The following is a 24,396-nucleotide window of genomic DNA, read 5'->3' as shown; positions in this document are numbered from 1 at the left end:
ATGCGTGACCCGTCCCCGACCGCCGACGAGACCACCGGGCCCCACCGGTGGCGGTGGCTGATCCTGGTCGTGATGATCGTCGCGGAGATCATGGATCTCTTGGACGCGTCGATCGTCAACGTCGCAGGACCGGCACTGGAGGAGTCCCTCGGGGCCAGTTCCGTCGGCCTGCAGTGGGTGATCGGCGGCTACGCCCTCACCCTGGGAGCCGGGCTCGTGCTCGGCGGCCGCCTCGGTGACCGCTACGGACGCCGCCGCATGTTCCTGATCGGCCTGACCGCCTTCACCACCGCCTCCCTGCTCTGCGCAATCGCACCGGACATCGCGTCACTGATCGTCTTCAGGCTGCTGCAAGGCACCGCTGGGGCGATGCTCCTGCCCCAGGGACTCGGCCTGCTCCGCGAGAACTTCTCCGGGCCCGAACTCACCAAGGTCTTCGCGATCTTCGGCCCCGTCCTCGGTCTGGGCGGCATCATCGGCCCGGTCCTGGGCGGATTCCTCATCGAGGGTGACTTCTTCGGCCTGGGCTGGCGCTCCGTCTTCCTGGTCAATCTGCCCATCGGCATCGCCGCGCTCGTCATCGCCGCGAAGTTCGTTCCCAAGAAGCCGGGCGACCGCACGGTGCGGGTCGACATGATCGGCGCGGCCCTGGTCGTGGTCTCCTGCGCCCTGCTGGTCCTGCCCCTCAACCAGGGGCAGGAGAACGGCTGGCCGCTGTGGACATGGCTGTGCATGGCCGCCTCCGCGGTCGGATTCGGCCTGTTCGCCGTGCAGCAGCGCCGCGCGGCCGCAGCGGGCCGGGAACCGCTGGTCACCCCCGGCCTCCTGCGCAAACCCGCCTTCACCGTCGGGCTCGGCGGCATCGCCCTGTTCTTCGGCGGCCTGATCGGCACACAGCTCGTCCTCACCCTCTTCCTCCAGATCGGCCAGCACTTCACCGCCGGAGACGCGGGACTCGGCAACCTGCCGCTCGCCATCGGCACCGCGATCGGCGGAGCCGTCAGCGGCGCGTTCCTCGCCGACAAGATCGGCCGCAAGGTGCTGCAGATCGGCCCACTGATCCAGCTGGCCGGAGCGGCTCTGCTCTGGTTCGAACTGGACGGCCTCGACTCCGCCTCGTTCTCGATGGGGGACATCGTCCCCGGCATCACGGTGGCCGGTATCGGAGCGGGCATGGTGATCGCCGCCCTGTTCAGCTTCATCCTCGCCGCGGTCGACGACGACGAGATCGGCTCCGCCTCCGGCGTGTTGTCGGCCGTGCAGGCAGTCGGCGGGTCCATCGGCGTCGCGGTCTTCGGATCGGTGTTCTTCGCCCAGGCCAAGACCGGTGAATTCACGGGCGGCTTCCACCGGGCGCTGATCGTCCAGGCGTGCCTGCTGGTGGCGTTCCTCGCGATCACTTTCCTGCTGCCCAGACAGGGACGTCCCGAAGACGAGCAGCACGGCATCGCCACTGAGGACCCGACGGGCAACCGACACGCCGCCGTGTGACGCGGACCAGCCGGGATCGACGCGGACCGTCCTCAGCGATCCCGACGAGGCGCACTTAGCGGCTGCGCCACCGCCCCTGGAGGCACTCCCGGAACCGCTCCCCGCGCCTCTCCCCCGAACCTGCCCGCCCCCTTTCCGGCGGCATAGCGGCCGGGGGGAATGCCCACGATCCGTTTGAAGTGCCGATTCAGATGGGGCTGGTCGTAGAAGCCGACCGCGGTCGCCACGTCGGCGGGTGGCCGACCGTCGAGGAGGAGCCGCCGGGCGCGCTCGACCCTGCGCGCCATCAGGTACTGGTGCGGGGCGATGCCGAAGGCGGCGCTGAACGCTCGCACCAGGTGGGTGGGGTGCGCCTGCACTTCCTTCGCCGCCTCGTCCAGGGTCATGCCCTCCAGCACGCGCTCGTCGAGGAGTTCCCGCAGGCTGTGCGCCACTCCGCGGCCCGGCTCCGGGCGGGACGCGTCGGCGCGGGGCCGCAGGTGACCGCGGAGCCGCTCGCCGACCAGGGCGAGGCGGCTCTCCGCCTCCAGCTCGTCGCCGCGCCGCGCCAAGGCTCCGTGCAGTTGCCCGATGCGTCGGCGCAGCAGCGGGTCGGCGATGTCGGGGTCGTCGACCGCCGGGCCGATCAGGCTCTCGTCGAGCAGGGGCGCGTCCAGGTACAGCACGCGCTTGCGGAAGCCGTGGGCCGTGGCGGGGGAACCGTTGTGCGGCACCTGTGGCGGCAGCAGGGACACGGTGTCCCCCGGAGTGCCGCGCTCACGGCGGTTCAGGTCGTAGCGGACCGCGCCGTCGTCGACGATCAGCAACGTCCATACGTCATGGACGTGCATCGGGTAGGCGTGCTCGGTGAAGTGCGCGTGGAAGACCTCCACGACGCCCGGGACCCGCGGGCGCCACGCTGAGACTTCCTGCGGCGACGGCATGCCAAGAACGTACAAGACTCAGGTACGGCGAGGTCGGCAGCCTGGAACGCATGACGAACGACACCACGCAGAGCGACACCGCACAGAGCGCACCCGTACGTTTCGACACCAAGATCGCAGTGGTACTGCGGGACGACCTGGAGGTCTGGCAGCGGCTGAACGTCACCGCATTCCTGGTCAGCGGCCTCGGCACGCGGCATCCGGAGGTGATCGGCGAACCGTACGCCGACGCCGACGACACCCCGTATCTGCCGATGTTCCGCCAGCCAGTCATGGTCTTCGAGGCCACGAAGGAAGTGGTGACGGCGGCCCACGGCCGCGCCCTGACCCGCGACCTGCCCCGCTCCCTCTTCACCTCCGACCTCTTCACCACCGGCAACGACCGGGACAACCGCGCGGCGGTACGGGCCGTGCCCGGAGATCAGCTGGACCTGGTCGGGATGGCGGTGTACGGCCCCCGCAACGCGGTCGACAAGGTGCTGAAGGGGGCTCGGATGCATAGCTGAGGGCGCGGTCACGCGTCCGTCAGTGTCAGGATTTCGGCGAAGCTCACGGCGGGGCAGCCGAGCATTGTGGTCAGTGTGCGGGACTGACGTGTGGTCAGAGGTGTCCGGGCGGTCAGGAAGACTGCCGCCTCGGCACCGGACCGCTCGCAGAGCGCGGCTGCCTCGCGCACCTTCCCGTAGGTCAGGAGCGTCCGCGACGAGTAGGGCCGACCCATCGCCTCGGCTCCGCCGTCGGAGACACCGCGGCGTTGCACGATCCGGCCCACGACCCGCGCGCCGCGCGACGTAAGCTGCTGCTCCGCCGCGTTCATCAGGGCGGCGACATCCTTCTGCTTGCCGGAGAAGTAGCCGACGAGCACGATGTCCGCCCCCTCGACCGTGACGGAGACCGGCGCCACGGGCCGGGCCCGCCACGGGCCCACGCGGCGGGCCGGACGCCGGTCGCGCCTGCGGTTCTGGTGCATGGCCGACAGGCTAGATGCCGTGCTGCCTGCGGCGATACGCGTTATCGAGCGGTCGTCCGCGGGCACATCGGAATCAGGTCACATTGAGGATGATGCTCTGATGTTTTCTGGGTAGACGGAGCGTTGTGAAACAGGAGTGTTTGGTTGGTATGGCGGACCGCGGCCGGACGGCGGGCATGGACGACCGGGAGTCCCCGGTGAGTGAGTATCTGTCGGTCACCGCGGCGTTCGAGGAGAGCGGCGAGATCGGTGCCGCCCGTGATCTTGCCCGCAGTTTTCTGACGGACGTGCAGGTCGTGCACGGGTTTCCCGTTTCCGTGGGGTCGCTGGGCACGGTGCAGTTGGTGGTCAGCGAGCTGGTGACCAACGCCCGCAAGTACGCGCCCGGACCGTCGCTGCTGACCCTGGACGTGCAGTCCGGTGCCGTCGAAGTGAGCGTGTGGGACAGCAGCACCGCGTTGCCCGCGATCCTGCCGCCGGACCCGAGCCGAATCGGCCAGCACGGCCTGGAGATCGTGATGGCCCTCTCCCAGAGCTTCGCGGTGCACCGCGAGCCGGTGGGCAAGCGGATCACCGCGGTGATCGCGCTGGCGGAGAACTCCGCCTAGGGATCGTCGGGGTTCAGGCGTTCAGGGGTTCAGGGGTTCAGGGGTTCAGGGCTTTCCGCGGTGTCCCAGCACGTTGACCACCTGTCCGCCGGGGTCACGGACGAAGAACCGCCGCACGCCCCACTCCTCGTCCTGCAAGGGGTGGATGATCTCCGCGCCGCTCGCCCGCATGGCCTCATAAGCCGCGTCCACATCGTCCACCTCGACACTCATGTCGGGGACGACAGGCGCGGTCTCGTCGCGTGTCATGAAGCTGATCTGCGCCGCCGGGCTGGACGGGGACGCGAGCGTCACGATCCAACCGTGGTTCATGACCTCCTCGAAGCCAAGGAGGCCGTAGAACTCCCGGCTCTCCTGCACGGCCTCCGACTGGAGGTTGGGCACGACACGGCGAACAGTCATCGACGACTCCAAAGAAGGACGAAGGTGCCTCTCGGTCATTGTCTCCTCAGAGGGCTATGGCCGACCGCCCCAGTCCAGGCGGAGCACCGCGAGGTCGTCGGAGTGGCGGCCCTCGTTCAGCGCGTGCGTCTTCTCGATGAGGCGGTCGACGTGGTCCGCGGGGTCCGTCGGCGGCAGGTTTTCGATGAGTGTGAGCAGCCCGTCGACGCCGAGGCGTTCGCCCGTGGCTCCGTTGTGTCCCTCGGTGAGCCCGTCGGTGTAGAGGGTCAGGGCGCCGGTGGCCGGGAGCGGGACGACCGTGGAGGGCCATCTGCGCAGCCCGGGGACGACGCCGAGGGCGATGCCGTGTGCGGCGGCCAGCTCCTGGGTTCCCTCCGCCGTGGTGAGGAGGGGTTCGTGGTGGCCCGCCAGGTGGAGCGTGCCCGTGGCGGTGCTCTGGTCGAGCGTGAGGAGGGTGCACGTGGCGAACAGGTGCTGGCTGCCGCGTTCGGCGATCAGGATGCGTTCCATCAGGTGCAGCAGGTCGTTGCCGCGATGTCCGCCGAGGACGAGGGAGCGCCAGGCGATCCGTAAGAAGACGCCCAGCGCGGCGGCGTCGGGGCCGTGTCCGCTGACGTCGCCCACGACGGCGTGCAGCAGCCCGTCCTCTCCCTCCACCACGTCGAGGAAGTCCCCGCCGAGCAGGGCCCACGCCGCGCCGGGCAGGTAGCGCGTGGTGACCCTGACCGTGGAGGTGTCCAGGATGGGCTGGGGCAGCAGGCCGCGTTCCAGGCGGGCGTTCTCCTCCGCACGCAGCCGGGCGGCCTGCGCCTCGGCGTTCGTGCGTTCGGTCTGGCTGCGGTAGACCGCGTACCGCACCGTCCGGTGGAGCAGGTCCCCGTCGACCTTCCCCTTGACGAGGTAGTCCTGGGCTCCGGCGGCCATCGCGTTCGCGCCCGCCTGGGCCTCGGAAAGACCGGTCAGGACGATCACCGCGGTGTGCGGTGCCAGGCTCCGGACGGCGGTGACGGCATCGATGCCCGCCACGTCGGGCAGGTGCAGGTCGAGGAGGACGCAGTCGATCGGGCTGCCGGACAGCTCGGTGCGCGCCTCGGCCAGAGTCGTACGGGTGGTCAGCTCGAACCGCAGCCCCGTGTCGTGGAGGAGCTCCTCGACGAGCAGGGCGTCGCCCTGGTCGTCCTCGATCAGCAGGATGCGGTACATCTGCCCGTCAGGGACGGCTGAGACGATTGAGGTCATGGCGCATGCTCCGCGCTGGGGCCGCGGGTGGCCTCCGGCATGGTGGAAGGGTCGGTGCTTACCGGGGGCTCGGGCGCCAGTGTGAAGGTGAGACGTGCGCCCTTGAGGTACTCCGGGTCGATGCCGATGGTGCCTCCGTGGAATTCGACGATCTTCTTGCACATCGCGAGGCCGATGCCGCTGCCGCTGTAGGCGTCCTTGGTGTGCAGCCGCTGGAAGATCACGAAGACCTTGTCGGCGTATTCCGGTTCGATGCCGATGCCGTTGTCGGTGACGGTGAACCGCCACAGTTCACCCTCCCGGGCGGCCGTGACGCGGATCTCGGGTGCTGTTCCCGGGCGGCGGAACTTGACCGCGTTGCCGATGAGGTTCTGCCAGAGCATGCCCATCTGAGTGGGGTCGGCGACCAGGGTCGGCAGCGGATCGTGGGTGATCGTCGCGTCGGCCTCCTCTATTCCGACGCTCAGCGCGGACAAGGTGCGTGCCAGCACGGTCTCCAGGTCGACGCTCTGGTGGGCGTTGTGCAGCCGCCCCACCCGGGAGAATTCGAGCAGGTCGTTGATGAGGATCTGCATGCGGTTCGCGCCGTCGACCGCGAATTCGATGTACTGGTCCGCCCGGTCGTCGAGCTGTCCCGCGTAACGCCGCTGGAGGAGCTGGGTGAAGCTGGAGACCTTGCGCAGCGGCTCCTGCAGATCGTGGGAGGCCACGTAGGCGAACTGTTCCAGCTCCGCGTTGGAGCGCTGCAGCTCCGCGGCCTGGGCGTCGAGGCGCAGGCGTGCCTCTTCGCTGAAGGCCAGTTCCCGTACGAGACGTCGGCGCATGAAGTCGATCTCGGCGCTGAGGTGCCGCAGGTCGGCGGGGCCGGTCGGCGTGATGGCGTGGTCGAAGTCGCCGCCCGCGATGGTGCGGGCCTCCGAACCGAGCCGGTCCAGCGGCCTGTTGATGCCGCGGCGCAGTCCGTCGAAGACGAGCGCGGTGAGCAGGGCGATGAGGGCCCCGATGGCGGCGAACACCCAGTTCCGCACGGTGGTCGTGGCCATCAGGTCGTCCCTGGCCCGGACGCGCTCTGCGCGCAGCCGCTCCTGCTGGCTGTCCAGCGCGTCCCGTACCCGGTCGAAGGACTTCTTGCCCTCCGCCGCTCGCTCGGTGGCGAGCGGTGAGGGTGAGCCGGGTGGTGCCGCGGCGATCGGCCGGGCGATCCTCACCTGCCAGCGCGTCACCGCTTCCTGAACGGCCATCAGGTCCTTCTTGCCCGTGGAGTCGTCGGCCAGCAGGTCGGCGAGTCGGGTGGCGCTCGCCTGCTGTTCGGTGAGGCCGCGCCGGTAGGGGGCCAAGAATTCCGGGGTACCGGTGAGGCCGTAACCCCGGATGCCGGTCTCCTGGTTGAGGATGGCGGTTTCCAGGCGGATCGCGGTGGTCAGCGCGGGTGAGCGCACGTCCACCAGGTCTTTGCTGATGGCCGCGGTGCGTGCGAGGACCCATGCCCCGGTCACGCCGAGCAGCGCCAGGATCGCCAGGGACAGGGCCACCCCGACGCGGAGCCATCTCCGCGTCGTCCAGGTGGAGAACGCCCCCACGCGCGGCCGCCGTTTCTCGCCGGTCATCCTGTGGACTCCTCGTCAGGGCAGCCGCGTTGGAGTTGCGGCCCGCATACTCTAGAGGCTGACAACACTTGTTGTCGCCAGCTGTTGAGGGGACCTACAGTGCCCGACATGCCAGGCATGAACTTCGAGTTGCGGGCCACTCCGCAGGAGACGGCCGCCATCGCGGAGACGGCGGTCGGCGACGTCGCGCAACGCCTCGCCTGGCAGCTGCTTGACGGTCCCTCGGACCCGGCGACGCACGACCTGGCATCGGACGGTCGGGCACCCGACAGCCTGACATCGGACGATCCGGCATCCGGCAACCCGGTGTCCGACGACCCGGCGCAGGCGCTGCTCCTGATCCACGTGCTGGACCATCTTCAGCAGGCCACCGAACGGCTCCAGCGCGCGGCGGCCGGTGCCGCCGCCGACGCGGGTGCCGGATATCCGCAGATCGGCGCCGCGTGCGGCATGACCCGTCAAGGTGCGCGGCGCCGCTGGCCGGGGCTCCTCCACCACTCCACCGAGCAACGCACGGAGCGTTCAATGATGACGACCCCCGCCCGTCCCTTCGACGTCCTGCTCGTCGAGGACGACATCGCCGACGCGATGCTCATCGAGGAAGCACTCTCCGAGCGCGGGGCCCGCAATCTGGTTCAGGTCACCGACGGAGTCGCCGCCCTGGAGCATCTGCGCACGCCGGGCACCGCTCGGCCCGACCTCATCGTCCTCGACCTCAACATGCCCCGCATGAACGGCCGGGACCTGCTGAAGGTCCTCAAGGCGGACGAAGACCTGCAGACCATCCCCGTGGTCGTCCTCACGACGTCCACCGCCCCGGAGGACGTCACCGGCGCCTACAGCAGCCACGCCAACGCGTACGTGACGAAGCCCGTGAACCTGGAGGAGTTCGAGACGGCTGTGCAGAGCATCGACGCCTTCTACCTCGACACCGCTACTCGGCCCCGCCCCTGAACCGGCCCCCGGTCAGATAGCCGGTGAGCATGGTGACGAGTTCGTCCTCGAACCGCGCCGCGTCGACCTCGCCGGGCCCCGCCATCACCTTGTGCACCACCATGTCCACCGTGGAGACGACGAGCCGGGCCGCGACGTCGACGTCCGCGACCCGCACCTCCGGGTGGTTCCTGAGCAGCGTGCGGGTGGCCTCGATCTGCCGCAGCTCGTTCTCCGCCACGCGCTCCAGCAGCTCCGGGGCGCGTGGCCCCTGTTCGATCATCACGCGGAGAAGCTTCGGGTCGTCCAGGTGGTTCGCGATCACCCGTCCCACGTACAGGCGCATGAGGTCCTCGACGGACTCCGACCGCAGTGCCTCCTGGTCCAGCCGGGCCGCCTCGACGGCGGTGATCCCTGCGTCGAGGTGCCGGATCAGCAGCTCGACCAGGATCGCGTCCTTGTTCGGGTAGTACTGATACAGCGACCCGATCGACACCCGGGCCCGCTCCGCGATCCGGTTGGTGGTCCCCGCCGCATACCCGTACTCGGCGAAAACGTGAGCAGCGGCGTCGAGGATGCGCTCCCGGGTCAGCTCGGCGCGGATCTGACGCGGCTGTTTACGAGGCTGGAGCCCGCGGCCGTCGTACGGCATGACACCTCCTGCGGCGGGCCGTGAAAGCGAGTAGCGCACGACCTGAGTAATTGCTCACAATACTGTCATGAACTGCGGCGATACCGGGCCGAGCCCCGCAGCCGCGTGCCGTCGTCCCCGTGAGGAAGCCGCCATGACGCATGCCCCCGCACGCCCTCGACGGGTCGCTCCGGAAGAGGTTCTGGCGCGGCTCGGGCAACCCGATGCCATGGTCAAGGACAAGGTGAAGGACCGCATCGATGATCACGTACGCCACTTCATAGCCCACTCGCCGTTCCTGACGATGGCCACGGCGGACGCGGCCGGACGCGCCGACTGCTCGCCGCGCGGCGACTATCCGGGCTTCGCGAAGGTCCTCGACGAGCGCACCCTCACCCTCCCCGACCGCCCCGGCAACAAGATCGCCGACTCATTCCGCAACCTCGCCGAGAACGACGGCATCGGGCTGTGCTTCTTCGTCCCCGGCATACGGGAGGTGCTGCGCGTCAACGGCAGCGCCTACGTCACCGACGAACCCGATGTGCTGGCCCGGATGCGCATCGAGGCCAAGCGGCCGGAGCTGGCGATCGTCGTAGACGTGGCGGAGGTGTACTTCCACTGCGGGCGGGCGCTGGTCCGCTCACGGCTGTGGGACCCCGCCAGTCAGGCGCTCGCCGAAGAGATGCCGTCGATCGGTGAGATGGCGGCCGCGCAGTTCAGTGTCGACGTGGACCCGAAGCTGCTGGAGGCGTCCCTGGAGGACGCCTACCGCAAGCTCTACTGACCGCCCCCACCGACCGAGGATTCACCGATGCAACAGACCGTCGTCGAGCACATCGACCGGATCACCGAGGACGTCGCCGCCCTCACCCTGCGCGCCGCCGCCGGGGAAGAGCTGGCCCCTTGGGACCCCGGCGCCCACATCGACCTGTCGCTGCCCAACTGGCTCGCCCGGCAGTACTCGTTGTGCGGGGACCCCGCCGACCGTGACGCCTACCGCGTCGCCGTCCGGTACGACCCGCTCAGCCGGGGCGGCTCCGAGTACGTCCACCGCTTCCTGCGCCGGGGCCGTCCCCTTGGAGTCTCCCTCCCCCGCAACCACTTTCCCCTGGTCCCCGCGCCCCGCTATCTGTTCCTCGCGGGCGGCATCGGGATCACTCCCCTGCTGCCCATGCTGCGCGCCGCGGCGGCGTCCGGACTGCCCGCGACGCTGGTGTACGTGGGTCCTTCGCTGGACAGCATGCCCTTCGCCGCCGAACTGCGCCGCTCCTACGGGGACCGGGTGCGGATCGTGGAAACCGAACGGCAGGGCAGACCCGACCTCCACGCCCTCGCGGCCACCCTGGAGCCCGACACCCTGGTCTACTGCTGCGGCCCCGCGACGATGCTGGCGGCGGCCGACGCCGCGTTCCCCGCCGACCGACTGCACGCTGAGCGTTTCCAGCCGGTGGCCCGCGCCTTCGGCCCCGACACGGAGTTCGAGGCGTTCTGCGCCCGGTCCGGGGAGACCGTCGCCGTCCCGGCCGACGAGTCGCTGCTCGACGCCCTCGCCCACGCCGGGCGCCCCCTGCCGGCAGGCTGCCGCGAGGGCATCTGCGGCAGTTGCGAGGTCACCGTCCTGGACGGCACGCCCGAACACCGCGACGACATCGGCGCTCCCGAGGGCCGCATGTTCCCCTGCGTGTCCCGCGCCGTGTCGCCCCGCCTCGTCCTCGACCTCTGAGGCCCTGTGGCCCTGAGGCCGCGTCACGCAAGCCTGGCCTAGGCAGGCTTGCAGGCGTACGTTGCCCAGAAATGGCCTGGGAAGCGGCCTGGGAGGGGGTCGGGAACGTGTCCCGAGAACCGACCGAGGACGACATCCGCCGCGCTCTGGAGCTCGCGGAACGCACGCCGATGCCACCGCCCTCGTACTCCGACGACCTCGTCGAGGCCGACGTCGTCCCGCTGCAGGACTTCCTGCGCGCCCGGCTCGGCGAGCTGAAGGCGCGGTGGCCGGTGGGCAGCGACGAGCACTTCACCGCCCATGCCCTGACCAACGCGATGCTGTCCACCGCCATGCGGCTCACCGAGGCGATCGGGACCTGGCGCCGCGCCCTCTCCGAAGGGCGCGGCGAGGAGCCGGGGTTGCTGCAGACCCTGCGGCGCGACATCGGGCATGACCACAACCTGCTGGTCTGGGTCGCCCAGCAGTGGCGGGACCACCCCGACCACGCACACTGGCGGCCGCGGCACTACCTCAATGCGGCCCACCTGGCCTCGCTCACCGAACGGACGGGCGGTGAGGAGGGGCACTCGTGACCACGTCCACCAAAGGACGCATCCAGCAGCTTTCCGCGCCTTGATCGGCGACATGAGGCATCCTCGTCCGGGGCGGCGTTGCCCTGCGTGGCGGGAGGGGTTCCGGAACCGATGCGAGACGTGCAGGGGCAAGAGGCGGGCGGCTGGTTACCGGCGGAGCCTTCCGGGTTCGTGGGCCGGGTGTGCGAGGTGGATCTCGCCCGCACGCGGCTGGCGTCCCACCGGCTGGTCACGCTGCGCGGGCCCGGTGGCGTCGGCAAGACCCGCATCGCGTGGCAGGTGGCGGCGCGGACGGCCCTGCCGCAGGGGAGCAGGTGGGTCGATCTGGCGTCGGTCCGTGACGGTTCGCTGGTCGGCCAGGCGGTCATCACCGCGCTGGGACTGCAGGACCAGACGGGCCGGTCGTCCGTGGCGGTCCTGGCCGAGCATCTGGCGGAGCAGGAGGTGCTCCTCGTACTGGACACGTGTGAGCACCTCATGGACGAGTGCGCCGCCTTGGCCGGGGCGCTGCTGGCGGCGCTGCCCGGGCTGCGGATCCTGGCCACCAGCCGTGCTCCGCTGGGGGTGCGGAACGAGTGCGTGGTGCCGATCGGTCCCATGTCGACCGGACCCGACGGCGACGCCCTCGTGCTGCTGAAGGCACGGGCAGGGCGGGCGCCGGAGCCGACCCCGAACCGGGTGCCTTCGCAGGACGACCCGGCCGAACTGGTCGGCCTCTGCGACGCGTTGGAAGGCATCCCCCTCGCGATCGAACTGGCCGCCCCGCATCTGCGCACCGTCCCGGCACGCCAGTTGACCCGCCAGCTCGCCGAGCGCCTCGACCTCCTGTCGCCGGAGACCCCGTCCGACACCGATCTGACGGCGGAACGTCCGCGGCACGCGGGGCTGCGCACCACCATCGGCTGGAGCCATGAATGGTGCAGCCCCCACGAACGGCTGCTGTGGGCCCGGCTCTCGGTGTTCCCCGGGAGCTTCACGATGCCCGCGATGGAGTTCGTCTGCACGATCAAGCCGCTCTTCGGCTACGACCTCACCGACACCCTCGCCTCGCTGGTGAGCAAGTCCGTCGTGCTCCGCGAAGGGCCACCGGGGGCACGGCGCTATCGCATGCTCGACACGGTCCGTGAGTACGGTGCGGAGTGGCTCGAACGCCTCGGCCAGCAGGAAGACCTGCAGCTGCGGCACCGGGACTTCTACCGGCATCTCGCCATGAGCGGGGGCGAGAGCTGGCTCGGTCCGCAGCAGCCCCAGCTCTACCGGCAGGCGGCGGCCGAGCACGCCAATCTGCGCGCGGCCCTGCAGCACTGTCTGCGCACCGACGTGTCGGCCGCTCTGCGCATGGCGGCCGACCTCTTCTACTTCTGGTTCGCGTGCGGCAACCTCCGCGAAGGACGCCACTTCCTCGATTCCGCCCTGGCCCTTGACCCACAGCATGAGACCGGACGGGCCCGGGCGTTGTGGGTGTGCGCCGTCATCTCCTCCTGCCAGGGCGACCACAGCGCCGCTCTGGAGCGGGCCACCGAATCCCTGGAACTGGCCACACGCACCGACGACGGTCCCTCCCAGGCATGGGCCACCTACGCGCAGGGGCTCGCCCTCACCCTCCAGGGCGACACCGATCCCGCCCTGGAACGCCTGACCGCCGCCCTCCCTCTCGCAGAGACCGTGCACGAAGAGATCGCCGGGCTGCTCTGCATGGCATCCACGAGCTACCTGCACATGGCCCTCGGCGACCTCGACCGCGCACAGGCCCTGGCCGAGCGGGTCATCGCGCGCGCCGCGCCCTCCGAGGACATCTGGGCCCGGTCGTTCGGCCACTACGTGGTCGGCACCGTCGACACGCTCCGCGGCCACCCCGACCGGGCGATCCGCTCCCTGCGCACGGCGCTGCAGGCGAAGTGGCTGCTCAATGACGCGTACGGCATCGGGATAACCCTCGACACCCTCGCTCTGGCCGCCGTCGACGACGGACAGGCCCAGTGGGCGGCGTGGCTGCTCGGGCTCGGGGACCAGGTGTGGCGAAAGGTCGGCGTGCCCCAGCTGGGCTCCCCCGACATGGTCGCCCGGCGCGCGACCTGCGAACAGCGGACCCGCGCCGCGTTGCCCCCCGCGGCCTACGAGGCGCACCACCGGGCCGGGTTCACCCTGGACACCATGACGGCCGAGGTTCCGGCGGAGCTGCGGCAGCCGTATGCCTTCGAATCGCTGGAGTCGAACCCTCTGACGTGACCTCCCTGTGCGTGACCCGCGTGACCCGCGTGACCCGCAAAGACGGTGATCGTTGGCAAGCCATGAACAACACGACGCGTGTCCTGGCCGCGGTCGCCCTCACCGGTGCCGCCGCCCTGTCCTTCTCCGGTGTGGCGCAGGCGCAGGAGAGCAACCCGCTGCCGGTGGGGGACGTGACCAAGGACGTGGTCGGCGTCTTCTCCGACAGCGTCGCGCCCGCCCTCGACAAGCAGGCACAGGACCTGCTCCGTCCGCGCGGCAAGTAGCGACTCGCCACACCTTCCGCTTTGTCCTCTGGCCCGGACGCGCGGATCCGGGCACCATCTCCTTGCGCCACCTGCACCACAGCCGACCCATCGTCAGCACGGTCACCAGCAGGGAGTAACCACCATGCGCATCCGCTCCGCGCTCACCGCGCTCGCGCTCACCACCGGCGCCCTGGTCGCCCCCGGCTTCGGCGTCCTCACCTCGGCCACGGACGCCCTCGCCGCCACCAAGATCAGCCATGCCACCGCGACCTCGATGTTCCGCCAGTCCGGCGTCACCTGGTCGTCATCCGGCGGCTGCTCGGACCGCAACAACTCGACGTGCACATCCTTCGACCAGCTCAACCTCGCCACCGCGCAGGGGGCCCAGACGCTCAAGAGCGCCAGCGGGTGCGGCCTCAACATCACGGGCGGCACGGAGACCGGCCACGCGAGCGGCACGTACTCCCACTGGAACGGCTACAAGCTCGACTTCGGCAAGAACACCTGCGTCACGAACTACGTCAAGAACACCTTCACCTACATCGGCCCGCGCGGCGACGGCGCCCCGCAGTACAAGTCCGGCTCCGGCAACATCTACGCCGACGAGGGCAACCACTGGGACGTCCTGTACTACAACTGCGGGGGTTGCTGAGCCATCTGCTCCCCTTCGACGAAGGTCATCTTGACCTCGGTGGCGTGCACTTGAGTGATCGGCACTTCGAAGGGGTTCCGGTCGACGACGATGACGTCGGCGAGCATGCCGGGCTCGATGCGCCCGACGCGGTGCGCCATCCCCTCCTGGCGCGCCGCGTTGACCGTGAACAGGTCGAAGGCCTCTTCCAGGGTGATGGCCTGGGACGCGCCGAAGCGGTCGGCGCTGCCTCCCGGCTCCTGCCGGGTGACGAGCGTTTCCATGGCGGCCCAGGGGCTCACCGACGGCACCACGCACCAGTCGGAGCCGGGCACGACCAGGGCGCCGGATGCGAGCATCTCGCGGACCGGCCAGGCGCGTTCGACCGCTTCCTGGCCGACGGCAGCAGCGATGTCGGAGCAGATCGGGGAGGGCCGCCACAGGTAGGGAGAGACTTCGAACGTCGCGCCGATCCGCGACGCGCGCTCGATGTCCGTCTTCGACACGAACGTGCAGTGTCCTACGTTGTGCATGCAGGGGCCGTGTCCGTTGGCCGTGCGGGCGGCCTCGACGGCGTCCAGCGCCGCTCTGACCGCCGCGTCGCCCGCGGCGTGGAACTTGACCGTGATGCCCATCCGGTCGAACCGGGTCACTGCCTGGTCCAGGACGGCCGGCGCGATCACGAGCATGCCGTGCCTGCTCGCGTCGTCACCCCGCCCCTCCACGGTGTCTTTGTAGGGTTCGAGCATGGCCGCCGTGTGACTGTCGGTCGGTACCCCGTCGAGGAAGATCTTCACGCAGTCGGGTGCGATGTGGGCGCTCGCGTAGAGGTTGCGCTTCATGATCACTTCTTCGCACGCCGGATCGTACGGCGACCACACGAGGCTGAGGCGTACGCGCTGCCGCACCGCTCCCCGCGCTGCGAGGCGGGTGTAGGCGCGCAGTTCGGCCCGCGGCCCGGCGGTGAATCCGACCGCGGCTTCGGTGAACGACGTGATCCCGTAGGAGAGCATTTCGCCGAGGGCCCACTCCAGAGCCGCCTCGACCTCGTCGTCGGCCGGTTTGGGGGCCGAGGCGGCGAGCAGATCGGCGGCGGTCTCGCGTTGTATGCCGCTCGGGTTGCCTGTCGCGTCCCGCTCGAAGATGCCGCCTGACGGGTCGGGCGTGCCGGGGCCGATACCGGCGATCGCGAGTGCCGCGCTGTTCGCCCATGAGCTGTGCCCGCTGGTGTCCTCCAGGAGGACCGGATGGCCGGGCGCGACGGCATCGAGCATGGTCCGGTCCGGGGTGCCGCCGAGGGCGAAGGCGTCCCACTGGCCGCCCAGGACCCACGCGCCGGGGGCGGACCGGGAGACGTGCTCGGCCACGATGCGGAGGGTCTCGGTGAGGCCGGAGCCCTGCGGGATCTTGCAGCGGCGTTCGCGGATCCCGGCGTAGATGGGGTGCACGTGCAGGTCGTGCAGGCCGGGCAGGACGGTGTCACCGGCCAGGTCCGTCACCCGCGTGTCCGGTCCGCGCCGTCGCAGCACGTCCTCGCGGCCGCCGACGGTCTCGATGACACCGGCGCGCACGGTGAGCCCCTCGGCCCAGCCCGACGACGTCCGGACGGGCCCGCCCACCAGAATCGTGTCCGCGTACTGATCGGTCATGGCGCTCCATCTCGAGATCGGGCGGCTCGGCGCTCAACGGCGGTTGATGAATCCGGCGTCGACGGGCAGCGTGACGCCGGTGACGTAGCGGGCTTCGTCCGAGGCGAGCCACAGGACCGCGTTGGCCACGTCCTCCGGTTCGATCGTGTCCACCGGCAGGGCGTTGGGCGCCCCCTCGGACAGCATCGGGTCCTGGGCGACGAACTCGACCATGGCCGGGTCGGCGACCATGCGGGTGGCCACGCCGGTGGGGTGCACGGAGTTCACCCTGATGCTGTGCGGGGCGAGGTTGTTGGCGTAGGTGCGCATCAGCCCGACCACACCGTGCTTGGACGCCGCATAGCCCAGGCCCCCGTTGCTGGCCCCGCCGATGCCGACCAGGCCCGCGGTGGAGCTGACGATGACGATCGAACCGCCCTGCTCCGCGTCGATCATCGACGGAATGGCCACCTCGATGGTGTGGAAGGTGCCGGTGAGATTGATGTCGATGGCGTCGTGCCACGCCTGCACCCTGTCCTCCACAAGCAGCGGCGCGATACCGGCGTTGGCGACGACGACGTCGATCCGCTCGAACTCGGCGAGCCCGGCGTCGTACGCCTCCTGCAGGGCGTCCCGGTCGCGTACGTCCGTCTGCCGCGCCACGACGCGGCGGCCCAACGACCGCACCTCCTCGACCGCTTCGGACAGTTCTTCCGGCGTCGACTGCGGGTAGGGCACGGTGTCGACCGACCGGCAGATGTCCACGATGACCAGGTCGGCGCCTTCCTCCGCCATCCGTCGTACGTGGCTGCGGCCGAGTCCTCCGGCCGCGCCGGTGACGAAGGCCACCTTGCCCGCAAGACGTCCCTTCGGCCTCCGGGCTTCGTCATCGGGGATTCCGTGGGTCATGTTCGTGGTGTACCGCGCGGCGGTCCGACTGGCCAGGGAGCGGGCCTCCTCGACGGCCCCTATTCCCGAGCCGTCCATCTCATTGTCGAGCACAATCTGACGAACTTCGTGGACCAGGTCGCCGCCCCGGACGCCTCCACCGTCCAACGCGACAAGGTGTGCCGCATGTTCGGGCGATTCGAGGCCTACGAGGGCCGCAGTCTCGACACCATGCAGGCGATCTTCCGGCTCGGCGCCCGGCTCGCCCTCCACCGCGCCAAGCGCGTACTCCGGCGGCTCAACCTGCCCGCCGGTCTGATGCTCTCCTTCGCCGACGCCCTGCTTGCGTACGTGGACAAGCTGATAGAGGTCTCCCGCGAGGGCTATCAGGAGGCCCGCGCGGAGATGGAGGAAGGCCAGGACATCCAGCGGCAGCGGCTCCTGGAGCACCTGCTGTCGGACGTGGCCACGCCGCGGGCGACCCTGGTCGAACTCGCCGAGCGCGCCAAGTGGCAGCTGCCCGACGAGGTCACACCGATCGCGTTCAGCGCGGACGGCAGGCCGGAACGCGGCGCGATGTCCGAGGACGTCCTGCTCGACCTGAACTCGCCGCACCCGCGCGCCCTGATCCCCGGGGCCGTCGACGAGCACCGCCGCGCCTTCATGCGCGCGGCCCCGCACACCATCCGCGCGGCCGTCGGGCTGACCGTGCCGCTCGCGGACGCCGCGGAGTCACTGCGCTGGGCCCGAAGAGCCCTGAGCCTCGCAGAGGCGGGCGTCTTGGAGGGCGACGCGTTCATCCACTGCGAGGACCACCTGGTGACGCTCTCCCTCTTCGCCGACCCCGGCCTGGTCACGGCGCTCGCCAAACGCCAGCTCGCTCCCCTCGTGGGCCTCACGGCCAACCAGCGCGACCGCCTGATCTACACCCTGCGGGCGTGGCTCGACACCCGCGGCAACGTCGTACAGATGGCCGAGCTGCTCCACCTGCACCCGCAGACGGTCCGCTACCGGCTGCGCAACCTGGAGAAGGCCTTCGGCGACCTGCTGGCCTCGCCGGACCACCGCTTCGCCACGGAACTCGTCCTGCGCGCACTGGAGTTACGCTCCCGCGGCACCGGCACGGCCCGCCGCCCCCACCTGCCTGCCGCAACGAGCTGACCGCTGCGGGCGGCACTGCACATGCCCCGCGCCGGGGCCCTCACGCGCACAGATCGCCGGGGCCCTCACGCACACAGATCGGGAACGAGGGCCGCCAGCAGCCGGTCGGCCACCGTGCCCGCGTCCGGCCCGGCCGCGTAGACGTAGTTGTCGGGGCGTACGGCGGCAGCGGTGGCGCCGATGTCGGACAGCCACCGCAGGTGGGTGCCGTCCAGGTCGGCGAGAACGGCTCCGGCGGCGGAGGCTCCGAGGCCCACGACGGTGACGCCCAGCTCACCGAGCGAGGCGAGCGAGGCCGGACTCACCCGACGCAGAGCCTGCTCGGCGACCAGCAGACGAAAGCCTCCACCGACGACATCGTCCAGCAGCCCGGTCCGTCGGCCGTCACTCACCCGCCCCTGCACCGACAACCGCCCTCCGCCGGAGGCGAGCAGGCCGGGGCCGAGGTCGGGCAGCCGAATCCGCTCCGGCTCCTGGAGGGCGGCTCGACGGGCCATCAGTGTGACGTCGCGTTCCCGGACGAGGGCGGGGTCCCGCAAGGTGTGCTGGCGCCCCAGCTGCATGCTTGTGGCCGTCACGCCGCGCACATGCGGCTCCCGCTCGCTCTGATAGGTGTCGAGCACCTCGGCTCCCTGTTCGCCCCTCAGTACGAGATCCACCTTGAAGGCGATGTTGCGTACGTCCCGTATACCCGAGCACAGCCCTTGCCCCAGGAAGGGCGGCATCTGGTGTGCGGCGTCCCCGGCGAGCAGGACACGGCCCACCCGCCACCGCCTCGCGACGAGCGACTGGAAGGTGTACGTGGCGGTGCGGACGATGTCGGCGTCGTCGCGGGAGAGGTAACGGCCCACCCGGGACCACACCCGGTCCGCCGCACGGGCTCGCTCGAAGTCGCCGTCATCGTCGGCATCCTCGGCATCATCCGCATCAAGTAGATAGCAGAACCGCTGGTGCCCGGCCGCGGTGGTGATGATGGTGGTCGGTTCCTCGGGATCGCCGATCTGCAGCATCGACGGCAGCCCCAGTTCGGCTGCGGGCCGCCGGAGCGCGAAGTCGCAGACCAGCCAGGGCTCGGAGAAGCCGAGGTCGTCCTGGTCGATGCCGAGGGCGCCCCGCACAAAGCTGTTGCCGCCATCGCAGCCGACCACGTAGCGCGCCCCGAGGGACGTGCCGTCCGCCAGATCCAATGTGACCCCGTCACGGTCCTGGGCCAGGCCGGTGACCTTCGCGCCCAGGCGGATGTCGACGTTCGGGAGCGACGCGCACAGCGAGTGCAACGCCGCCTCCAGGGTCGGCTGATGGAACAGATAGAGATCGGCCCAACCACTGGCGCCGACGTCCCGGAACTCCTGCCGGATGAGGAGGTCACCTGCCGCGTTCCGCCACTCGTACGCGTCCTGCGCCCGCAGATGGTGCGCCAACTCGTCGGCGAGGCCCAGCCCTTGGAGCGTACGCATGGTCTCGCCGTCGAGGCTGGCGGCGCGCGGAAGTCCGTAGAGGCTGGAGTGTCGTTCGAGTACGACGACCGAGTGCCCGGCCCTGCCCAGGAGGGCAGCGAGCGTCATCCCGACGGGCCCGCAGCCGACGATGGCGACATCGGCGCGACTGGCGCTCTCGTACTGCCTGTTGTTGTCCGTCCGCCTGTTGTTGTCCGTCCGCCTGTTGTTGTCCGTCATTTCGACATCTCCTCAGGAGTGAGGAGACGATTGTCGAACGCTCCTGTTTTGATGTCTAATGCACATTTTGCACTTGTGGATTGCGTCAGACGCAAACGAAGGGGCCTGTGTGCCGGAGCAGTTGGACCTGAACCTGTTGCGCGTGTTCGACGCGTTGATGGACACCGGCAGCGTGTCCGCGGCCGCGTTACGCCTGCATCTCTCCGTCCCGGCCACGAGCAGAGCCCTGGGCAGGCTGAGACGAGCGATGAACGACGAGATCCTGGTGCGCGCGGGCCGGGGCCTCGTGCCCACCCCGTTCGCGCTGCAGTCGGCCGCCAAGGCCAAGGCGCTGCTGGATGCCGCGGCCGAGCTCCGGATGGACCCCGCCGGGAGCGACCCGCGCTCGTGGCGGCGCACCTTCGCCGTCCGCATCAACGACGGGCTCAGTCCCGTTCTCGCGCCCCGCCTCACCCACCGCATCGCCGCCGAGGCACCCGACGTCCGCCTGCGGTTCGTGGCCCAGGATTCCAAGGAACCCGATCAACTGCGCGACGGCTCACTGGACCTCGACATCGGCGTCGCCGACCCACCTCCGCCGGACGTGCGCTCACGGACCCTGTTCTGCGACGACTTCGTCGCAGTGGTGGCGGCCCACTCCGGCCTGGGCAGGGCCGCGCGGCTCACGGTGGACGACCTGTGCGCTCATCCGCACATCTCCGCCTCCCGCCGTGGTCTTGCGCACGGCCCCCTGGACGACGCGCTCCAACGCCTGGGCCGCGCCCGCCGCGTGGTCGCGGTCGTCCCTTCGTTCGCCGTGGCGGCCCTGATGGCTCTGGAGGGAGACTTCATCTGCCTCGGCCCGCAGGTCGTGGCGGAACATCTCGTCGAACGACAGGTTCCCCTCCGGTGGCACAAGGTGCCCCTGGAACTCCCCTCCGCGGACATCGAACTGCGGTGGCACCGCCGCGTCGATGACGATCCGGCGTCGCGATGGCTCCGCCACCATGTGCTGGAGGCTGCCCGGCTGCCGCGGTGAGCAAGGGGCTGCCGCCTAAGATGCAGCAGCTCAGTCCCGGTTCCATCCAGCGACAGCAACAAATGCCCTGAACCTCGAAGACAGGAGCCACCCCCATGCCCGAGCAGCAGATCCCGCGCACCTCCATGTCCGCCGAGGAGATCGAGGCAGCCCACCTCACCGCCCCGCCCAAGCTCAACGGCCAGGTCACCGTGCGCGACTACGACCCCCAGTGGCCTTCGGTCTTCGAGCGGGAATCCGCCCGAATGCACGAGCGCCTAGCCCACATCGAGCACCGGATCGAGCACGTCGGCTCCACTTCCGTGCCGGACCTCCCCGCCAAGCCGGTCATCGACATACTCCTGACCGTCCCCGACTCCGCCGCCGAGGCCTCCTACCTGTCCGCCCTGGAAGAACTCGGCTTCGAACTCGTCATCCGCGAGCCCGACTGGTACGAGCACCGCGTCCTGCGCAAGTACGACCTCGACCCGAGTGCCGAAACGGCCAACCTGCACGTCCTGTCAGCGGGCTGCCCCGAGGCCGACCGCATGCTGCTCTTCCGCGACCGCCTGCGCCATCACAGCGACGACCGCAAGCTCTACGGCGACACCAAACGCCTCCTGGCCCAGCAGACCTGGGAGTACGTACAGAACTACGCCGACGCCAAGTCCGAGGTGGTCGCGGACATCATGGAACGCGCGATGGCCGAGAACTTCACAGATGCCGGACCATGGCCACTGCACACAGCGTCATGCCCCACGCCCACATGACGAGTACCACACGAGTACCGAACGAGCACCGTACGAGCGGCGCCGTCAGCAGAGTCCGAAGGGCGGCTGCAGATATCCGGCACGGCGCGTTCCGTCGGGTCGCGCCGACACGGGGGCCAACGTCTCCTGAGAGATGGGGAAGTCCCAGGGCTCGCCGAGTACGACGCTCGCAGCGAGGCGCCCGATCTCATCGGAGCCGCGTGCACCGTGCCCGTTGCCGCCGACCGCGACCGCCAGGGTCCGGTCGGCATCCAGGTGCCCGACGTACGGGTACCTGGTCCGGGTCTTGTCGACGACGCAGCACGCCTCACGTACGGAGACAGGTTCCAGGCCGGGCAGCAGCAGCCGCGCCATGTGGGTCAGGAAGTCCAACTGCACTTTGGTGATGCGCTGTTGGGCGTACCAGGAGTGGATCTCCTCCGTGGTACGCAGTTCGCGGACGATCGGCTGCATTCCCGGGCCGATGCGTACGTACCACTTCCCGTCGGGGTAGCGGAGGGGCGGGATGAAGTAGGTCGACAGGTTGTCGTTGCCGGTGTCGTCCGGGTCGATGGTCACGACGGTGGGAAGGTGGCGCAGCCTGTCGAGGTGGTCATCGGCGACCTCGAAGAGCAGATTGGGTTCGGTGAAGACCTGGAGGTCGACCGCGTGCCGTGCGGGCAGGGCGGCGCTGTGGTTGATCAGTGACCCGGTGGCGAAAAGCACCGCCTTGGCCTCGGCGTATGAGCCGCAGCCGTCCTCCGCTACCCATACCTGCCAGTGCCCCGCCCGCTCCGGCCGACGCAAGGACGTCACCGTGCCCCGGACCAGACGGGCTCCTGAGACGAGCGCAAGCTCCAACTGTGCTGCGACCAATCGGCGAGGATCGAGGCGACCGGCGTCCTTGCGTTCCAGGAGTCCTTCGACACCGCCGGTCAGTGACGGCGCTCGAAGCGCAGGGAACTCCCGACGAAGTTCCTCGGCCCGCATGCGTGCCACGACGACGCCGTCGTCCCCGGCAGCCCTCAGCATGGCCCCAGTACGTTCGCTCTGTGCGGCGGAGACAAGCGCGAGGGACCCGCATTCGGTGAAGAAGCCGATCCCCGACTCGGCTTCGATGTCCCGGTAACGGGCTGTCGAGCGCGTGTCCACAGTGCCCCAGAACCGGTCCCAGCCCAGACAGCGGGCGATCCTCGACTCGTCGTAGTGGGCACCGAATTCCGGCAGTCCGGCCGCAGCGAGGCGCTCGGGCTCGGCGGGCCCGACGATCAGGGTGTCGGCCCCGGCACGGCTGAGGTACTTCGCCGCAGCCGATCCGAACATGCCTGCTCCGACAACGATGACGTCATGCACCATGGCGCTCCTCATTCTGGTTGCGGGGCAGTCTCTCGTGATCGGCAACGACGTGACAGAACGCGTCATCCCGAAGCCGCCCGCGCCAAGGAGCTAGAGGAACGACGCCACGGAGTAACTGAGATCAGTCGCGGTGAGCGAGGCAGGCATCAAACGCAGCCACGTCGTGCCTCGCTCGCCCGGATCATCGTGCAGATAGCGCACGAAACGCTCATCCCACAAAGCCTCGTCCGCACCGAGATAGCGGGCAAGCTTGCGCCGTCCCCGCGGCACGTCAAAGGGCACGAGCTCGGCCTGGCCCCGAGCGATCACCTGCCGGACACGCCCCGTCGCGAGGTCGCACTCGTCGACCACCAGGGCGACGTTCGGGTCCTCCTTCACACGGACGAACAAGCGGGTCCAAGGACCTGTCAGGATCCAGAAGGCTCCCTCATCCCAGAGGAACCAGACAGGACGCACCGTAGGCCCGCCCGTCGCGATGTGAGCGATGAGCGGCTGCTGCAGGAACGCGTCCACATCAAAACGAGAAGATTCCACCTCACGAATCTTCCAGTACCACCGATCACTGCACCACCGACCTACGACCAACCTCCGGGGAGGACGGCACCAACCCGACCCCCTTCCGGAGAGCGCGTCAGCGTCCGTGTCATGAGAGGCCGCCAGTTGGGGCTGGTGCGTTCAGTCGGTGGTGAGGCTCCAGTGCTGAGCGTGCAACAGGAGGTATCCGGGCCCGGTGACACTGATGGTCTCGTGCGTGTGGTTCGGCGCGGACAGTTCCTTGCCTGCGCCGAAAGCAGGGCCGAAGAGCGTCAACGCCCCCGCGTACCGCCCCTTGTTCCACGTGATGCGAAGCCGCTTCTTCGCGCCTTCGGCGACCCGCAGCACCCACGGCCCTTCACCGGACATCTCACCGACGACGAACTCGACGTCCTGCTCGGCCAACCGCCTCACCTGCCAACCGCCGACCCCCGTGAAAGTCGCCTTGCCGCTGTGGCGGAACAGCCGGAGCGAATTGAAATCCGACGGCAGCACGAACCGGTGGCGTTGCATACCCGAGAGAGTGGAGCCGTATCCCGCTTCCTGTGTCACCTCCGTGCGCCGGACGATGTATGCGTCGAGCCGCACTCCGAACACTCCGCGGATTTCCAACGGTATGGGCGCGGCATCGCCCGCCTCACGGATGAGGATTTCGCGGCTGCGCCAAGATGACCACCGCTGTTCCGGGTCGTTCACGAGGTTCCCTCCCCGGGTCCACACTGTCCGGCAGATCATTGCCTGTCGGTTGTCGTGGCGGGAAGGCCGGGATGAGAAGGCCGACAATTCAACGGCCGTAGGTCAGGGGTCGGGGGCGGGTTCCTGGGCGTCCTGGGGCGTCGGCTGGCGGTCCGCGCACGGCCGACGGGAGGGGCTTCGGCGGGTCCAGGGAAGACGTGTCCTCGTCCTAGTCGACCGCAGAGACGCCTACGCAGTGCTGATGGACGCAGTCCTTCGACTTGGTGCGGCACACCACTCCCACTTCCACGTCGACCGGCGTGCGTCAGATGTGCGAGACAGCAAACCAAGCCCAGGGGGCCGTTCGACGAGCCGCCAACCTGTTCCAGGAGCGCACGATGCCGTCCAACAGTCCGCGCTGTTGCCTTGAAGCGACCCACCGCCCCGGTCATCCGACCTAGGCTCGGCCCATGGCGAAGGATGACTTGAACGAGGGCGAGCTGTGGCCCGTTCCACCGGCGT

25 protein-coding genes are annotated in these 24,396 nt (G+C 69.7%); 13 read left to right on the top strand and 12 right to left on the bottom strand.

Annotated features, from left to right (window positions below):
• Positions 1–1,491 carry an MFS transporter gene (locus ABZV77_RS14570; RefSeq protein WP_356255449.1) on the top strand — a complete coding sequence of 497 codons (1,491 nt, stop codon included), beginning with the start codon at positions 1–3 and terminating at the stop codon, positions 1,489–1,491.
• A 32-nt stretch (positions 1,492–1,523) separates the two neighbouring features.
• Here ABZV77_RS14570 and ABZV77_RS14565 read toward each other — a convergent pair whose 3' ends face one another.
• Positions 1,524–2,414 (bottom strand): AraC family transcriptional regulator, encoded by an 891-nt coding sequence (locus tag ABZV77_RS14565; RefSeq protein WP_356255446.1) that lies wholly within the window; start codon positions 2,412–2,414, stop codon positions 1,524–1,526.
• A 50-nt stretch (positions 2,415–2,464) separates the two neighbouring features.
• On the opposite strand from ABZV77_RS14565, the gene ABZV77_RS14560 reads away from it, so the two are divergent.
• Positions 2,465–2,920 carry a DUF2000 domain-containing protein gene (locus tag ABZV77_RS14560; RefSeq protein ID WP_356255443.1) on the top strand — a complete coding sequence of 152 codons (456 nt, stop codon included), beginning with the start codon at positions 2,465–2,467 and terminating at the stop codon, positions 2,918–2,920.
• An 8-nt stretch (positions 2,921–2,928) separates the two neighbouring features.
• Here ABZV77_RS14560 and ABZV77_RS14555 read toward each other — a convergent pair whose 3' ends face one another.
• Complete coding sequence (locus ABZV77_RS14555) at positions 2,929–3,384, bottom strand: hypothetical protein (RefSeq protein ID WP_356255440.1); 456 nt, start codon at positions 3,382–3,384, stop codon at positions 2,929–2,931.
• A 149-nt stretch (positions 3,385–3,533) separates the two neighbouring features.
• On the opposite strand from ABZV77_RS14555, the gene ABZV77_RS14550 reads away from it, so the two are divergent.
• A complete protein-coding gene (locus ABZV77_RS14550; RefSeq protein WP_356255437.1) occupies positions 3,534–3,992 on the top strand; it encodes an ATP-binding protein in 459 nt (152 codons plus the stop codon).
• A 45-nt stretch (positions 3,993–4,037) separates the two neighbouring features.
• Here ABZV77_RS14550 and ABZV77_RS14545 read toward each other — a convergent pair whose 3' ends face one another.
• Genes ABZV77_RS14545 through ABZV77_RS14535 form a run of 3 tightly spaced genes read right to left on the bottom strand, consistent with a single transcriptional unit; the run spans position 4,038 to position 7,240 of the window.
• On the bottom strand, positions 4,038–4,394 hold the full coding sequence (locus tag ABZV77_RS14545) for a VOC family protein (protein WP_356255434.1): 357 nt from the start codon (positions 4,392–4,394) through the stop codon (positions 4,038–4,040).
• Positions 4,395–4,448: 54 nt separating this feature from the next.
• Entirely contained in the window at positions 4,449–5,633 is a 1,185-nt protein-coding gene (locus tag ABZV77_RS14540; protein WP_356255431.1) for a SpoIIE family protein phosphatase, read from the bottom strand.
• Positions 5,630–7,240 (bottom strand): CHASE3 domain-containing protein, encoded by a 1,611-nt coding sequence (locus ABZV77_RS14535; RefSeq protein WP_356255428.1) that lies wholly within the window; start codon positions 7,238–7,240, stop codon positions 5,630–5,632. Before ABZV77_RS14535 ends, ABZV77_RS14540 begins: the two co-directional genes overlap by 4 nt.
• A gap of 108 nt (positions 7,241–7,348) precedes the next feature.
• Between ABZV77_RS14535 and ABZV77_RS14530 the strand changes: the two genes are divergently transcribed.
• Complete coding sequence (locus ABZV77_RS14530; RefSeq protein WP_356255425.1) at positions 7,349–8,194, top strand: response regulator; 846 nt, start codon at positions 7,349–7,351, stop codon at positions 8,192–8,194.
• Here the strand turns inward: ABZV77_RS14530 and ABZV77_RS14525 are convergent.
• Positions 8,175–8,825, bottom strand: coding sequence for a TetR/AcrR family transcriptional regulator (locus ABZV77_RS14525; RefSeq protein WP_356255422.1), 651 nt, complete (start codon positions 8,823–8,825; stop codon positions 8,175–8,177). The two genes, ABZV77_RS14530 and ABZV77_RS14525, sit on opposite strands and share 20 nt — an antisense overlap.
• A 133-nt stretch (positions 8,826–8,958) precedes the next feature.
• Between ABZV77_RS14525 and ABZV77_RS14520 the strand changes: the two genes are divergently transcribed.
• The 6 genes from ABZV77_RS14520 to ABZV77_RS14495 all read left to right on the top strand — a co-directional run bounded on the left by ABZV77_RS14520 (position 8,959) and on the right by ABZV77_RS14495 (position 14,231).
• Positions 8,959–9,588, top strand: coding sequence for an MSMEG_1061 family FMN-dependent PPOX-type flavoprotein (locus tag ABZV77_RS14520; RefSeq protein WP_356255420.1), 630 nt, complete (start codon positions 8,959–8,961; stop codon positions 9,586–9,588).
• A 27-nt stretch (positions 9,589–9,615) separates the two neighbouring features.
• Positions 9,616–10,527, top strand: a complete 912-nt coding sequence (locus ABZV77_RS14515; protein ID WP_356255417.1) for a PDR/VanB family oxidoreductase — start codon at positions 9,616–9,618, stop codon at positions 10,525–10,527.
• A 107-nt stretch (positions 10,528–10,634) separates the two neighbouring features.
• Positions 10,635–11,102 (top strand): hypothetical protein, encoded by a 468-nt coding sequence (locus ABZV77_RS14510; protein WP_356255414.1) that lies wholly within the window; start codon positions 10,635–10,637, stop codon positions 11,100–11,102.
• Positions 11,103–11,213: 111 nt separating this feature from the next.
• Positions 11,214–13,331: a tetratricopeptide repeat protein gene (locus tag ABZV77_RS14505; RefSeq protein ID WP_356255412.1), complete on the top strand. Its 2,118-nt coding sequence runs from the start codon at positions 11,214–11,216 to the stop codon at positions 13,329–13,331.
• Between the two features lie 62 nt (positions 13,332–13,393).
• On the top strand, positions 13,394–13,597 hold the full coding sequence (locus ABZV77_RS14500) for a hypothetical protein (protein ID WP_356255409.1): 204 nt from the start codon (positions 13,394–13,396) through the stop codon (positions 13,595–13,597).
• Positions 13,598–13,721: 124 nt separating this feature from the next.
• A complete protein-coding gene (locus ABZV77_RS14495; protein ID WP_356255406.1) occupies positions 13,722–14,231 on the top strand; it encodes a hypothetical protein in 510 nt (169 codons plus the stop codon).
• Here the strand turns inward: ABZV77_RS14495 and ABZV77_RS14490 are convergent.
• Both ABZV77_RS14490 and ABZV77_RS14485 read right to left on the bottom strand, forming a co-directional pair.
• A complete protein-coding gene (locus ABZV77_RS14490; protein WP_356255404.1) occupies positions 14,210–15,859 on the bottom strand; it encodes an amidohydrolase in 1,650 nt (549 codons plus the stop codon). The genes ABZV77_RS14495 and ABZV77_RS14490 overlap by 22 nt on opposite strands.
• A gap of 33 nt (positions 15,860–15,892) precedes the next feature.
• On the bottom strand, positions 15,893–16,747 hold the full coding sequence (locus ABZV77_RS14485) for a mycofactocin-coupled SDR family oxidoreductase (protein WP_356255401.1): 855 nt from the start codon (positions 16,745–16,747) through the stop codon (positions 15,893–15,895).
• A gap of 108 nt (positions 16,748–16,855) precedes the next feature.
• On the opposite strand from ABZV77_RS14485, the gene ABZV77_RS14480 reads away from it, so the two are divergent.
• On the top strand, positions 16,856–17,887 hold the full coding sequence (locus tag ABZV77_RS14480) for a helix-turn-helix domain-containing protein (RefSeq protein WP_356255398.1): 1,032 nt from the start codon (positions 16,856–16,858) through the stop codon (positions 17,885–17,887).
• A gap of 65 nt (positions 17,888–17,952) precedes the next feature.
• Here the strand turns inward: ABZV77_RS14480 and ABZV77_RS14475 are convergent, their stop codons facing one another.
• Positions 17,953–19,563, bottom strand: a complete 1,611-nt coding sequence (locus ABZV77_RS14475; protein ID WP_356255395.1) for a bifunctional 3-(3-hydroxy-phenyl)propionate/3-hydroxycinnamic acid hydroxylase — start codon at positions 19,561–19,563, stop codon at positions 17,953–17,955.
• Positions 19,564–19,672: 109 nt separating this feature from the next.
• Between ABZV77_RS14475 and ABZV77_RS14470 the strand changes: the two genes are divergently transcribed.
• Both ABZV77_RS14470 and ABZV77_RS14465 read left to right on the top strand, forming a co-directional pair.
• Positions 19,673–20,581, top strand: a complete 909-nt coding sequence (locus tag ABZV77_RS14470; RefSeq protein ID WP_356255392.1) for a LysR family transcriptional regulator — start codon at positions 19,673–19,675, stop codon at positions 20,579–20,581.
• A gap of 95 nt (positions 20,582–20,676) precedes the next feature.
• Complete coding sequence (locus ABZV77_RS14465; RefSeq protein WP_356255389.1) at positions 20,677–21,330, top strand: GrpB family protein; 654 nt, start codon at positions 20,677–20,679, stop codon at positions 21,328–21,330.
• Positions 21,331–21,375: 45 nt separating this feature from the next.
• Here ABZV77_RS14465 and ABZV77_RS14460 read toward each other — a convergent pair whose 3' ends face one another.
• The 3 genes from ABZV77_RS14460 to ABZV77_RS14450 form a co-directional block, all read right to left on the bottom strand.
• Positions 21,376–22,665, bottom strand: coding sequence for an FAD-binding oxidoreductase (locus ABZV77_RS14460; protein WP_356255386.1), 1,290 nt, complete (start codon positions 22,663–22,665; stop codon positions 21,376–21,378).
• A 90-nt stretch (positions 22,666–22,755) separates the two neighbouring features.
• Positions 22,756–23,199: a pyridoxamine 5'-phosphate oxidase family protein gene (locus ABZV77_RS14455; RefSeq protein ID WP_356255384.1), complete on the bottom strand. Its 444-nt coding sequence runs from the start codon at positions 23,197–23,199 to the stop codon at positions 22,756–22,758.
• A gap of 141 nt (positions 23,200–23,340) precedes the next feature.
• Positions 23,341–23,895: a hypothetical protein gene (locus tag ABZV77_RS14450; protein WP_356255381.1), complete on the bottom strand. Its 555-nt coding sequence runs from the start codon at positions 23,893–23,895 to the stop codon at positions 23,341–23,343.
• Between the last annotated feature and the right edge of the window lie 501 nt (positions 23,896–24,396).

Source organism: Streptomyces sp. NPDC004732, from assembly GCF_040609235.1.
Taxonomy (GTDB): Bacteria; Actinomycetota; Actinomycetes; order Streptomycetales; family Streptomycetaceae; genus Streptomyces.
The sequence above is the reverse complement of the archived record's forward strand: the minus strand, read 5'-3'. Positions and strand labels throughout refer to the sequence as shown.